The following is a 12,347-nucleotide window of genomic DNA, read 5'->3' on the forward strand; positions in this document are numbered from 1 at the left end:
CGGGTTAGTCAATCCCGGTAGGTCCAATCGGTAATTTCAGCGATCCGCTCGAACACGCTGCCGACGCCGCCAGCCGTTGGGTCAGCCCGCTGGAGCCACTCCTCCGCCCATGCGATCCATTCGTCAACGCTGCGGCCGTCGATTTCGGCGATGGGCGTGACGTTCATTGATCGTAGCGCCGCCAGGAAATCGCGCACGGCAGCGAGATCGTGCCAGTTCTGCGCTAACTCTCGGAAGCGTCGCCAGCGGTTAGCATCGCGCTTCCGATGCCGCTGTTCTTCATAGCGGCGCTGCTCGGCAATTTGGCGCTCGCGCTCCGCCGCCTCTCGATCCTCACGCTGTTGAACGAGTAATGGTCCGGCTGCGACGAAGGTTGCCAAGATGTCCGGCAGCATGCCCTCCATTGGCTGCTTTTCAGATTCGAGCCATTGCCGCGGAAGAGCATTCGGCCACTGCCAGGTTTTGATCTCGAAAACGAGCCAACCTGTCGGCACCAAATCCTTTTTCCAGTCTTTGTCGCCGGGCGATTTCCATCGCTTTTCGTTATCGGTCAGAGGCCGACGTTCCTGCTTTTGCTTTTCGCGAACCTAAACTCCACCTTTTCGCCTAGAACCTCGGCAAACAGGAGGCCTCGCTCTCCCTGCTTAACCTTTCCTCCTTGGCGCTCAATCGCCTTGAAGAGCGCATCCAGAATGCGATGTTTGCGGTGGTCCGTTTCGGAGAAATCGCCAGGGTCATAAAGATTGCGCCTCCATGGATCGCGCTCGCTTCGGGCTTGACGCTTCTTCTGTTCGTGCTCCGTCAGCCATGAAGCAATAACTGTATGAGGTCTCAAAAGGCGTTCTGGCACCACGAGGGCGGCTTCACTTGCACGGACTTTGTCCGCTTGCTGCTTGACCTCCGGCGGCAGTTCGATGGGAGGCGGCGGCAACGGTGTCGGGCGAATGGTAATGGAGTGCACGCTGGTCGATTTTGGCAGTGGCGTCTGTTTTGGTGCTTTGCCCACAGCGTGTTTCGCTCAATATCCGCGTGGCGGATACGGGATATCTTCTCGATCGCAGATTTTGGCAAGACCATTGCCGCTGATGCCATAGTCCTCGGCCAAGCGCGACATCGGTGTCCTCCACACCGCGCCGTAGAGTTCCTCTCGTGTCATCGTCGTCGGTTGTGTCGGACGTGGCTTTAGCGCGACTTGCACGGGATTTTCAGCAGGGGGCGCAAGAACCTGTTGTGGATCCACGGAAACGGAAACTGCATCTGGGTCCGCTTTGGTATATCTCAGTTTGCGCTTAATGCTCGGCTTCTCTGTATCCAGCACCAGCGGCTCGACACATCCAGATGGTGCTGGTGGCAAAGGTGGCTGCTCGACAGGCTTTCCGAACTCCTTGCGCATCCAATGCCCGGACGATGGCTTTGGAATATCGGCGCGTCGCAGCAATGTGCTGAGATTGCCGGTGGTGGTCCGGAGTTCAACAACCAGGTGCGACATTGGCTTCGACCAAACGCGGTCATACAGTTCTTGGCGGGTGAAGCGGTGTTCCATGGCAAATAAACAAAGACGCCATCTGGGTTAGCGAGAAAAGGGACCTAGTGGCATTATTTAGAACAAAAAGAGAACGAATGACAACCCACGTAGTGCCGAAATTTACTATTCGACCTGCGCTATCCGAACTTTCTTACCGCAGAATGCTGCCGTTTCTAAGCGGTTTCACATGACGCTATATCACGCTAATTAAGGTGCCAACTTCGGTATTTCTCTCTCAACTAATCGCAGGAATCGTTGGTTGCGAGCCCCCGCAACCAATCCCCTAAAACTAGAAAGATCTGCGCGGATCGCCCAAGCGGAACCCGTTCCCACCAGCTGCAGAGCAGCCCAACTCTCCTCCGAGGTTGGCGGTGATCTTGGCCAATGGCTGTCTGCCGTACTCATCTGCGTTATTGCGAGCCAAGAAGATGAGCTTGGACGGCGATCTCGACGTTGTCCGGATTGAACTGAGCCTTTACCCTGGCGATCTTCTCCCGAAGATCTTCCGCCGGCTGGTTTGTGTCGGTGACATCATCCACAAGTTTCTGGAATACCGCTTAAAGTTCTGTGCTGGTTGAGAGGGGACGACCTTCAGCGGGGCGATCGGCGATCTGCTGGATGAAGTGGTTCTGACGCTGCCCCACTGAGCCTAGCCCTCACATGTGGGCAGGATAGTCGTCGACCGAAGAATACAGTTTTCACTCAACGGCAACCGTCAGGCTCGGGCAAGATTGCACCGCGATAAGTCATACCGCTTGAGTTAGGGGATTTGCTTGCATGATCAAGGTGGCTTTATGCGGCGTAGGTTACTGGGGGCGCAACCTGCTACGTGTCCTGTCCAGCAATCCTGGGATTCAGTTAACCGCAATCGTTGACATGCGGCTGGAGGTTCGAGAACGACTGGCGCAATCGTTCCCGAGCGCCGCGATTTACGAAGACGCATCGTCTGTCATTCTCGATCCCAGTATTGATGCAATGGTCATTGCAACGCCGGTGTCCTCGCACTATTCGCTTGCTAAAGCCGGCTTGGACGCCGGCAAGCATGTGATGATCGAGAAGCCGATGTGCGGTTCCAGCGAAGAGGCGGAGGACCTAGTCGCACGTGCCAAAGCCTACGGCTTAACTCTGATGGTTGACCACACCTTCCTCTTCCATCCTGCCGTTCGAAAGCTCCGAGATCTCGTTGCAAGCGGTACGCTCGGGCATATTTCCTATTTCGATTCTCAGCGCGTCAATTTGGGGCTTTTTCAACCGGACGTGAATGTGCTCTGGGATCTCGCTCCTCACGACCTATCCATCCTGGACTATCTGTTTTCTGCTGAGCCGGTTTCAGTGGAGGCCAGCGGGTATTGTCATGTCAACGACAAATCGCCCGATATCGCTTACATCACCTTGCACTACGAGAACTCTATGGTCGCGCACCTCAATCTGAGTTGGATGTCACCGGTAAAAATGCGGCGGATTGCTCTTGGGGGCAGCAAGCAAATGGCTGTCTGGGATGATCTGAATCGCGATGAGCCGGTCAAGATCTATGATTCCGGCATCACTATCCATTCCAATCAGGATCGCGAAATCAATCTTCCGAACTACAGAATCGGCGCGGTGACATCCCCTCGCATTTCCGGCCCTGAGCCGCTGGCGGAAGTGGTTGAACACTTCCGCCGCTCCATCCTCGGGCAGGAGCGCTGCCAAACTGATGGTGATTTCGGACTGAGGATTGTCAGAACGCTGGAGCGAGCGCAGTCGGCGTTGGAATGCAGCTTGCAGCAGGTCGCATACAGTAAGCGCAATACATTCAATATCATCGCGGCAGAGTGAGATGATGGAACAGCAGCTCAAACAAGCGAACGCCTCAAATTTTCTGACCGGGAAGCGTATTTTAGTGACCGGAGGCGCCGGCTTCATCGGCTCGCACATTATCGATCAACTCATGGGCCACGAGGTCCAGGCCGTTGTGGTTGTCGATAATATGGTGCGCGGGAGACCTGAGAATCTCTCTGCCGTTGCCGCTGACCCGCGCCTGAGGCTTGTAAACGGCGATATTCGTGACAACGCTCTCATGAACGAACTGGTGCGAGACGCCGATATCGTATTCCATCAGGCCGCTTTGAGGATTACTCATTGTGCCGCCGAACCCGCCGAGGCCTTTGAGGTTATGGGCCGCGCCACATTCGATCTTCTGCAGCTCTGCGTGAAACACAAAATTCAGAAGATTATCGCTGCGTCGTCCGCCTCAATCTATGGCTATGCTCCAGAATTTCCAACCACCGAGGCCGCAGCACCCTATGCCGATCGAACATTGTACGGCGGTCTGAAGCTCTTCAATGAAAAGCTACTCCGATCATTCAACGATATGTACGGCCTCAACTACTGTGCGCTTCGCTACTTCAATGTTTATGGAACGCGCATGGATATCCACGGCCGCTACACGGAGGTCCTGATCCGATGGATGGAGAGAATTGCCGCCAATCAACCTCCGATCATCTTTGGTGACGGACTGCAAACCATGGATTTCGTTGAGGTTCGCGACGTCGCGTCTTCGAATATTGCGGCGGCTCTCTCCTCTGCTTCGGACGAAGTCTACAATGTCGCGTCAGGGGCCGAAGTTTCTCTGAGAGAATTGGCGCAGACGCTGCTCAAGATCATGGGGCGGGAAAATCTCGAAATCCACCACGAACCCGCTCGCAACGTTAACCCAGTGGAGCGGCGGCTGGCCGATCCGTCAAAGGCGCGGTCGCAACTTGGTTTCGAAGTTTCGATCGGGCTGGAAGATGGATTGCGCGATCTGGTGCGATGGTGGCGGAATGAACGTGTCTCCATGTTGGAGTTGGCCAAGTGATCCCCCTTATGCGCCCAACGGTGGGGCCACAAGAAGCGGACGCACTCGCCTCGGTCATCGCTTCCGGCTGGTTGACCCAGGGACCACAGGTTCTTGGGTTCGAGACGGAGTTCGCTGCAATGACCGGTGCCTCATATGCGTGCGCGGTTTCTAACTGTACGACTGCGCTTCATTTGGCACTGCTGGCTGTCGGTGTCGGACCGGGTGACGAGGTAATCACGGTCAGTCACAGCTTCATTGCGACAGCGAATGCCATCCATATGTGTGGTGCCGAGCCGGTCTTCGCCGACATCGCCGCTGATAGCTACAATATGGATCCGACAACTATTGAGGCGCTGATAACGTCGCGGACTAAAGCCGTGTTGTGTGTGGACCAGATCGGTATGCCGTGCGACCTGCGGGCGATTTGCGCTGTCGCTCATGCGCATGGGCTGGCAGTGGTGGAAGACGCAGCCTGCGCCAGCGGATCGATGATCCTAGTCGATGACCAATGGCACCGGATCGGTGGCGTCCTCTCTGACGTGGCATGCTTCTCATTTCATCCCCGCAAGGTTCTTACGACGGGCGAGGGCGGAATGATCACCACGAACAACCCTGAAATAGACTCGAAGTGCCGCCTTCTGAGGCAGCATGGAATGTCTGTCTCAGACCTCGCGCGTCATGCATCCAATCGTGTTGTGATCGAGACCTACACCGAGACGGGTTTCAATTATCGCATGACCGACCTACAGGCTGCGGTTGGACGAGAGCAGCTAAAGCGTCTCGATGGAATTGTTGCCGAAAGGCGGAAATTGGCGAAGCGCTACGGCGAACTCCTGATGCCCATCGATGGCGTAATCATACCGCAAGAGCCGAACTGGGCGAAATCGAACTGGCAGAGCTATTCGATTGGGTTGCCGAAAAGTGCAGATCGCGAAGAGGTCATGCAGAAGATGCTCGACCGCAAAATAGCGACCCGGCGTGCAGTCATGTCCAGCCACCTTGAAGCGCCCTGGCGCGGGGCCCGGCATGGAGGGCTTTCCCGATCAGAGCATGCCAGCGCAGCTCATCTCATCCTGCCACTTTTCTGCGGAATGACGGATGCCGAACAAGTCAGCGTGGCAACTGCCTTGTCAGAGATCCTTGCTGAAAAAGGAGTGGCCTGATGCCCATTGCTGACAATGTCGTTATCGAAGATGACGTACTGGTTTTCCATCCAGATCTCGTCAATTTGTATGGCTGCACGATCGGCCATGGAACACGGATCGGCACCTTCGTGGAAATCCAATCGGATGTCCGTGTCGGCGCAAAATGCAAGATCCAGTCCCATAGTTTCATCTGCTCAGGTGTCATCATTGAGGATGAGGTGTTCGTGGGCCATGGCGTCATGTTCACAAACGATCGCTATCCGGCTGCGACAAACGCTGAAGGTGCATTGCAGGGCTCGGAAGATTGGGTCTGCCTTCCCACCCGTATCTGCTCCGGCGCATCGATCGGAAGCAATGCCACGATTCTACCTGACCTTGTAATTGGGCGAAAGGCTATGGTCGCAGCGGGGGCTGTGGTGACCAAAGACGTTCCCGAATATGCCATCGTCGCGGGCAATCCAGCACGCGTAATAGGGTCTACTCGCGACAGGTCGGAGAGTGGTCGATGAGTTCGCAGACTGCGGTACCTTTCGTCGATCTCTCCATCCAATGGGAGCAGATTCGCCATAATGTCATGCCGGAGATCGAACGACTGTTCGATGCAAGTGCTTTTTGCCTAGGGCCATGGGTCGACGAATTCGAAAAAGCTATTGCCGCCTATCTTGAAGTCGATCATGCCATTGCCGTCAGCAGTGGCAGCGCTGCCCTGCATCTGGCGGTCATTGCCGCGGGCATAGGCCCAGGAGACAAGGTTCTGGTGCCGGCCCATAGCTTTATCGGCACATTGTGGGGTGTGATCTATCAGGGCGCTATTCCGGTTTTTTGCGATGTGGAACATGCTACGGGTACGATCGACATTGCGGATGCGGAAAGGCGTCTGGATGGCGATGTGAAAGCAATCATTCCTGTTCATCTTTATGGTCAGCCCGCAAATATGACGGCAGCGCTGAAGTTTTCCGAGCGTCACGGACTGACAATGATAGAAGACGTGGCCCAAGCGATCGGCGCTCGTTACAACGGCCGACCGCTTGGATCGATGGGGTCAATGGGTTGCTTCAGTTTCTACCCAGGCAAGAATCTCGGTGCAGCGGGTGAAGGCGGTCTCATCATCACGCAAGACGCCGAACTTGCTCAGCGCCTGAGGGCACTGAGAAATCACGGGCAGACGGAACGTTATCTCCATGAACAGATTGGCTACAACTACCGCATGGATGGCCTGCAAGCCTTGGTCTTGAACAGCAAGCTAGGGCATCTTGATGATTGGACCGATCAGCGGAAGCAGGCGGCAGAGCGGTATAAAGAGGGCTTGAAAGGCACGCCCTTAATGCTCCCTGATGTCGTGCATGGCGATCATGTTTACCATCTCTACGTCGTACGCACGGATCGGCGCGACGACCTACGGTCGTACCTTGCTGCAAGAGGTATTCAGACCGGATTGCACTACCCCATTCCATTGCATCGGCAGCCTTGCCTAGCGCAAGTCGAAAGCGCTCAAACTGAATTTCCTGCAACAGAGGAATTTGCCGGCCAGGGACTGTCTTTGCCCATGTTCGCCGGCATAACCGCGGCGCAGCAGCAACAAGTCGTCGATGCAATTTGCTCATTTTTCGAAAGGGGTGGGAAATGACGGTGGCAACACAGCGCAGGCGCGTTCTATGCGTGTTGCCGCAGCTCAATGCGACCGCAGCTCCAGTTCTCACAAATGTGGTCGACGAGTGGATTTACGCGCTTGCTCACCACTGCGAGGTCAGCGTTGTCGATCGCGACTTCGATTTCAAAGCCGTCTGTGATGAACTGCAGCCCGATTTCGTCATATTTTCGGCAGTACATTCCGGCAGACCATTACGGCTTAACATCACAAACATTGATACCTACCCAGAGATACCGCGGGCGCTTTACTTCAATTGCGACCCACACGACCCGATGCGGCCACTCACGCTGAGCGCCGTCACTGAATACGGCATTGACACAATCTTCTGCTTCGGGCTGGAACACCTGCAGCATATGCCGGAGCTGTCACAATTTACCTGTTTCGTCATTCCAAAATTTATCGATCCCGAGATATTCCATGACTACAACTTGGAAAAGATCATCCCAGTCAACATAATGAGTGGGCATCTATTCCCGAGTTTCTACCCTTGGCGGGCAAAGCTGACCCACGAGGTTCAACACCTCTTTCCAACGCTAATTTATACTCATCCGGGCTATAGTTTACAGGACCGCAGGCCATTTGAAATTCGTGACGCTAAATACGCCCAGCTAATTTCTCAAAGCTACTTTTCGGCCGCCGATACGACACGGCTGGACTATGTCGTTCGCAAGCACCTCGAGATACCGGCTTCCGGTACGGTTCTTCTTGCTCCTGACTCCGATCGTCTGAGAGAATACGGTTTTGCCGACATGCAAAACTGCATCATGGGCAGCGGAAAGGAGCTCTACCAAAAGATCAACGAGGTCAGCAAAGACCTCGATCTCTATTCCGACATCCGCAGAAAGGGCTATGAACTCGTTCACAGCCGTTACACGCGTCAGGCGTGGACTTATATTGCAGATTGGTACGAGTGCCGCCGCGCCGTCCGTTCAGGCGAGGTTGTCAGACAAATCAATTGGTTCGGCAAATTTGAGATCGTTCCAATGCAGTCACATTCCGCAGTTTTCGTGAACATGGCCATTCCCGACAGCCCGATGTCCGCAGTGCTTCGTTCGGCCAGATCGGCAATTCTGGAGGGAGGAGATCTCAAAGAAGTCGCGCAGACCCTGAAAGAGCTGAGTACTTGGATTGGCCATATCGCCGAGCCATGGATTCTGCTCGGCATTATCTCGCTGCTCGAGGGCAATGCAGGAGAAGCAGCCATTCTACTTAGCCGCCGCAGCAATCTCCAGGGCTCGTCTTCGCCGGCCTTAGCGCAGATTGATCCGGTCGAGATTGCTTGGCTTCTCCTCCTGAGTGATATTATTGGCGACAAGGATTTGAGAGTTTTCCTGCTTGAACAGGCCAAGACCGTCCCTCACGTTTCTATCAGGCGAACTAAATGGCTGATCGAAGCAAACGAACTTGCGGATCTATCCGACGACGCCTCGCTTGACGGGCCGTTGCCTGGGGACTGCCTCTCGATCGCTTGGATTGGAAATGAGGACTTAGACAGTTGGCTTGATTTGATGGCGAGGTTGTTGCGCGCAAACAATCGTCACGAACGCGCACTCGATATTGAAGGCCTTCTTGCCATGCGTGTGAGATCGGTGGGACCGACGAATACCGAAGCCGCCACGGTCTAGTTTTCGGCAGCGATAGGTGGTGGAATTTCACGCAAGCGAGGCTACACCGCTTCTTTGGCCGTCCATTGTGGCGGGTTTATCGCAACGGTCAAAGTGGATAGAGCAAGTCACTCATGATTGAAGCATTGCGAGCACTTCAGAAAACGCTGCAACTCAAGAAGCTCGCGCAATTCCAGCGGCGCGTGTCCTTCGGCGATTTGATAACAGATCGTTGGGAAAATGCGCGTGAATACGGATTTGGTGAGGGTACATCCTGTTACGACAGTGCGCTCGTTATGGGAGAGGTCCGTGTCGGTTCCCACACTTGGATTGGACCTGGAACGGTATTGGATGGGACTGGCGGGCTTTCGATCGGTGACCACTGCTCAATCTCCACTGGTGTTCAGATTTATTCTCATGACACCGTGCAAAGAAGCTTAACGCTCGGAAAAGCGCCGATCGAATATTCTCCAACTAGGATTGGCAGCGGCGTCTACATAGGTCCCAACAGTGTCATTTCTCGTGGCGTGACGATTGGAGATGGTGTGGTGGTTGGAGCGATGTCGTTTGTTAATCACGATGTTCCGGCTGGCAGTAAAGTCTGGGGCTGCCCCGCCCGAATCCAAACGTAGAACAGGCGCTGGCCTTTGATCCAAAGCCCGTGGTGCAGCCACGGGCCCGCGCTAGCTTTTTGGCATGCGAGAGCGCATCCGCCACTTTGCGTCCGGCGGTGACGCGGTCGGGCGTGTGGACAGCACCGTTACCGCAGCACCCTATGAGCCTAACGATAGCAGTCTGTTATGGACACCGTGCGGATGATGGTGCATCTGCTGCCTCGGCGAGCCCGAGGGTAGAGTTTCGAAGCAGACGTTGTTCGCCAAAACTCATAGCTTTTAATTATCGCAACGATCAGTAAATCCAACTTAGAATTATGATCTGCTTCCGATATGAAGGAGCGAAGGGAGGATGTGTCGACCGGTACCCTCGGCGTGAGTGCCGAAAACCGTTTCCAGGCGATGTAACCGAGCCTCGTGGTTTGGCAGATCCCCCTTTGGACGGCAGAAAATTCAAAGCAATCAAGGAGAACGTTATGGACCAGAAACCCGACAGCGCAGGAAAATGTCCTGTCGCGCATGGCAGTGCGCCCCGTGGTCGATCCAATCGCGACTGGTGGCCGGACCGGCTGGACGTTCAGATTCTTCACCAGCATTCCGCTCTTTCCGATCCGATGGGCAAGGCGTTCGACTATGCCGAGGAATTCAAGACGCTCGACCTCGATGCGCTGAAGAAGGACCTTCATGCGTTGATGACCGATTCGCAGGACTGGTGGCCGGCCGACTTCGGTCACTACGGCGGTTTGTTCATTCGCATGGCATGGCACAGCGCCGGTACTTACCGCATCACTGACGGCCGCGGCGGTGCAGGTGCCGGTCAGCAGCGTTTCGCCCCACTCAACAGCTGGCCGGACAACGCCAACCTCGACAAGGCTCGCCGTCTTCTGTGGCCGATCAAGCAGAAATACGGCAATAAGATCTCTTGGGCCGACCTGTTGATCCTGACCGGTAACGTTGCGCTCGAATCCATGGGCTTCAAGACCTTTGGTTTTGCCGGCGGTCGCGCCGACGTATGGGAGCCCGAGGAACTCTTCTGGGGTCCGGAGGCCACTTGGTTGGGCGACGAGCGTTACAGTGGCGAGCGCGAGCTCTCTGAACCACTCGGCGCCGTGCAGATGGGCCTGATCTACGTCAATCCCGAAGGTCCGAACGGCAACCCCGATCCGGTCGCGGCTGCCCGCGACATCCGCGAAACCTTTGCCCGTATGGCCATGAACGACGAAGAGACGGTAGCGTTGATTGCCGGCGGTCATACCTTCGGCAAGACGCACGGAGCCGGCGACCCGTCGCTGATCGGCGCAGAGCCGGAAGGCGGGGCGATCGAAGATCAGGGGCTCGGCTGGAAGAGTTCGTTTGGTACGGGCGTCGGCAAGGATGCCATCACTGGCGGTCCTGAGGTGACGTGGACGCAGACTCCGACGAAGTGGAGCAACTACTTCTTCGAAAACCTGTTCGGCTTTGAATGGGAGCTGACTCAAAGCCCGGCCGGCGCGAAGCAGTGGAAGGCCAAAAACGCCGATGCTTCGATTCCCGATGCCTATGACGCGTCGAAAAAGCATCTTCCGACGATGTTGACCACCGACCTGTCGCTGCGTTTCGATCCGGCATACGAGAAGATCTCTCGCCGCTTCCTTGAAAATCCGGATCAGTTTGCAGATGCCTTCGCTCGCGCCTGGTTCAAGCTGACCCACCGCGATATGGGGCCGAAGGTTCGTTACCTCGGGCCGGAAGTGCCGGCGGAAGACCTGATCTGGCAGGATGTGATCCCGGCCGTTGATCACAAGCTGATCGACGATGCGGACATTGCCGAACTGAAGGACAAGGTTCTCTCAGCGGGCCTGTCCGTGCAGGAACTGGTCTCGACCGCCTGGGCGTCTGCCTCGACCTTCCGCGGCTCGGATAAGCGCGGTGGCGCAAATGGCGCACGCATCCGGCTTGCGCCTCAGAAGGACTGGGAAGTGAACCAGCCAGCCCAACTTGCCAAGGTGCTTGGCCTCCTCGAGGGTATCCAGAAGGATTTCAATGCTGCCCAGACCGGTGGCAAGAAGATCTCGCTCGCCGACCTGATCGTTCTCGCCGGTGCCGCCGGTGTCGAGAAGGCGGCAAAGGCCGGCGGCCACGACGTCACCGTGCCGTTCACGCCTGGCCGCACGGATGCCTCGCAGGAACAGACGGACGCGGCCTCCTTCGCTGCGCTTAAGCCGCGCGCCGACGGTTTCCGCAACTATGTCGGCGGTCGCCAGTTCATGAAGCCGGAAGAAGCTCTCGTCGATCGCGCCCAGTTGTTGACGCTGAGCGCTCCGGAAATGTCGGTTCTCGTCGGCGGACTGCGCGTGCTGAAGGCTGGCCAGCCCGAGCATGGCGTCTTCACGTCTCGTCCCGAAGCACTGACGAACGACTTCTTCGTCAACCTGCTCGACATGGGTACCCAGTGGTCCCCGGTCGCCGGCAAGGAAGGTGTTTACGAGGGGCGTGACCGCAAGACGAACGAACTCAAGTGGACCGGCACCCGCGTCGACCTGATTTTCGGTTCGCACTCGCAACTTCGCGCCCTTGCGGAAGTCTATGGTCAGTCCGACGCCAAGAAGAAGTTCGTCAAGGACTTCGTGGCAGCCTGGACGAAGGTGATGAACGCCGATCGTTTTGATCTCGTTTGATCGTTAAGAAATTGGTGGACGCGGCGGTGAGCGGCGTCCACGCCTTCTTCTCGGTCGTCGCCGTGCTTGGCTGTGGTCCGGGTCCCAATCGACGCCGAAGCTTATTGCTTCTCATCCTTTGGGCTTCGCCCGAAATCCCTGCAAAGTTGGTTCTTGACCTTATCCAGCTTTTTGCGTTGCGCCTTGGAAAGGTGCTGTCCTGCATCGTTGATATAGAAATTCAGCATCGACATGGCTGATTGGAACGGACTCGACTTCCGACGCCGGCGTCGTTCGGCCGACTGCTTTAGCGGTCAGCAATTTTCTTGGCGCTCGGCTGCTTGGTCGAGC

General features: G+C 56.1%; 13 protein-coding genes. 9 read left to right on the forward strand and 4 right to left on the reverse strand.

Annotated features, from left to right (window positions below):
• Window positions 1–8 precede the first annotated feature (8 nt).
• The 3 genes from ATY79_RS29115 to ATY79_RS29125 form a co-directional block, all read right to left on the reverse strand.
• Window positions 9–404 (reverse strand): hypothetical protein, encoded by a 396-nt coding sequence (locus tag ATY79_RS29115; protein ID WP_141105775.1) that lies wholly within the window; start codon window positions 402–404, stop codon window positions 9–11.
• A gap of 146 nt (window positions 405–550) precedes the next feature.
• Entirely contained in the window at window positions 551–1,006 is a 456-nt protein-coding gene (locus ATY79_RS29120; protein WP_088705719.1) for a hypothetical protein, read from the reverse strand.
• Between the two features lie 12 nt (window positions 1,007–1,018).
• Complete coding sequence (locus tag ATY79_RS29125) at window positions 1,019–1,543, reverse strand: hypothetical protein (RefSeq protein WP_088705720.1); 525 nt, start codon at window positions 1,541–1,543, stop codon at window positions 1,019–1,021.
• A 410-nt stretch (window positions 1,544–1,953) separates the two neighbouring features.
• Here ATY79_RS29125 and ATY79_RS31105 point away from each other — a divergent pair, with 410 nt between their 5' ends.
• The 9 genes from ATY79_RS31105 (at window position 1,954) to katG (ending at window position 12,017) form a co-directional block, all read left to right on the forward strand.
• Window positions 1,954–2,103 (forward strand): hypothetical protein, encoded by a 150-nt coding sequence (locus ATY79_RS31105; protein ID WP_189637271.1) that lies wholly within the window; start codon window positions 1,954–1,956, stop codon window positions 2,101–2,103.
• A gap of 199 nt (window positions 2,104–2,302) precedes the next feature.
• A complete protein-coding gene (locus ATY79_RS29130; RefSeq protein WP_088695178.1) occupies window positions 2,303–3,343 on the forward strand; it encodes a Gfo/Idh/MocA family oxidoreductase in 1,041 nt (346 codons plus the stop codon).
• A 43-nt stretch (window positions 3,344–3,386) separates the two neighbouring features.
• Entirely contained in the window at window positions 3,387–4,364 is a 978-nt protein-coding gene (locus ATY79_RS29135; protein ID WP_210421419.1) for an NAD-dependent epimerase/dehydratase family protein, read from the forward strand.
• Window positions 4,361–5,509 carry a DegT/DnrJ/EryC1/StrS family aminotransferase gene (locus ATY79_RS29140; RefSeq protein ID WP_088695177.1) on the forward strand — a complete coding sequence of 383 codons (1,149 nt, stop codon included), beginning with the start codon at window positions 4,361–4,363 and terminating at the stop codon, window positions 5,507–5,509. The genes ATY79_RS29135 and ATY79_RS29140 overlap by 4 nt, the downstream gene beginning before the upstream one ends.
• The gene (locus ATY79_RS29145; RefSeq protein ID WP_088695176.1) at window positions 5,509–6,000 is read left to right on the forward strand and encodes an acyltransferase; all 492 of its coding nucleotides are present in this window, start codon (window positions 5,509–5,511) and stop codon (window positions 5,998–6,000) included. Before ATY79_RS29140 ends, ATY79_RS29145 begins: the two co-directional genes overlap by 1 nt.
• Window positions 5,997–7,118: a DegT/DnrJ/EryC1/StrS family aminotransferase gene (locus ATY79_RS29150; RefSeq protein ID WP_088705721.1), complete on the forward strand. Its 1,122-nt coding sequence runs from the start codon at window positions 5,997–5,999 to the stop codon at window positions 7,116–7,118. The genes ATY79_RS29145 and ATY79_RS29150 overlap by 4 nt, the downstream gene beginning before the upstream one ends.
• On the forward strand, window positions 7,115–8,767 hold the full coding sequence (locus tag ATY79_RS29155; RefSeq protein WP_088705722.1) for a glycosyltransferase: 1,653 nt from the start codon (window positions 7,115–7,117) through the stop codon (window positions 8,765–8,767). The genes ATY79_RS29150 and ATY79_RS29155 overlap by 4 nt, the downstream gene beginning before the upstream one ends.
• Before the next feature lie 113 nt (window positions 8,768–8,880).
• Window positions 8,881–9,378: an acyltransferase gene (locus ATY79_RS29160; protein ID WP_088695173.1), complete on the forward strand. Its 498-nt coding sequence runs from the start codon at window positions 8,881–8,883 to the stop codon at window positions 9,376–9,378.
• Between the two features lie 458 nt (window positions 9,379–9,836).
• Entirely contained in the window at window positions 9,837–12,017 is a 2,181-nt protein-coding gene (gene katG, locus ATY79_RS29165; RefSeq protein ID WP_088695172.1) for a catalase/peroxidase HPI, read from the forward strand.
• Window positions 12,018–12,118: 101 nt separating this feature from the next.
• Here katG and ATY79_RS31810 read toward each other — a convergent pair whose 3' ends face one another.
• Window positions 12,119–12,250: a DUF3175 domain-containing protein gene (locus tag ATY79_RS31810; RefSeq protein WP_245306934.1), complete on the reverse strand. Its 132-nt coding sequence runs from the start codon at window positions 12,248–12,250 to the stop codon at window positions 12,119–12,121.
• Window positions 12,251–12,347: the final 97 nt, after the last annotated feature.

It is taken from the genome of Rhizobium sp. R693, from assembly GCF_002211315.1.
GTDB lineage: Bacteria > Pseudomonadota > Alphaproteobacteria > Rhizobiales > Rhizobiaceae > Rhizobium.

Bases quoted from the DNA above. Each gene is read 5' to 3' on its own strand.
- ATY79_RS29115 (WP_141105775.1), bottom strand. From the start codon at position 404: ATGGAGGGCATGCTGCCGGACATCTTGGCAACCTTCGTCGCAGCCGGA.
- ATY79_RS29125 (WP_088705720.1), bottom strand. From the start codon at position 1,543: ATGGAACACCGCTTCACCCGCCAAGAACTGTATGACCGCGTTTGGTCG.
- ATY79_RS31105 (WP_189637271.1), top strand. From the start codon at position 1,954: ATGAGCTTGGACGGCGATCTCGACGTTGTCCGGATTGAACTGAGCCTT.
- ATY79_RS29130 (WP_088695178.1), top strand. From the start codon at position 2,303: ATGATCAAGGTGGCTTTATGCGGCGTAGGTTACTGGGGGCGCAACCTG.
- ATY79_RS29145 (WP_088695176.1), top strand. From the start codon at position 5,509: ATGCCCATTGCTGACAATGTCGTTATCGAAGATGACGTACTGGTTTTC.
- ATY79_RS29150 (WP_088705721.1), top strand. From the start codon at position 5,997: ATGAGTTCGCAGACTGCGGTACCTTTCGTCGATCTCTCCATCCAATGG.
- ATY79_RS29155 (WP_088705722.1), top strand. From the start codon at position 7,115: ATGACGGTGGCAACACAGCGCAGGCGCGTTCTATGCGTGTTGCCGCAG.
- ATY79_RS29160 (WP_088695173.1), top strand. From the start codon at position 8,881: ATGATTGAAGCATTGCGAGCACTTCAGAAAACGCTGCAACTCAAGAAG.
- katG (WP_088695172.1), top strand. From the start codon at position 9,837: ATGGACCAGAAACCCGACAGCGCAGGAAAATGTCCTGTCGCGCATGGC.
- ATY79_RS31810 (WP_245306934.1), bottom strand. From the start codon at position 12,250: ATGTCGATGCTGAATTTCTATATCAACGATGCAGGACAGCACCTTTCC.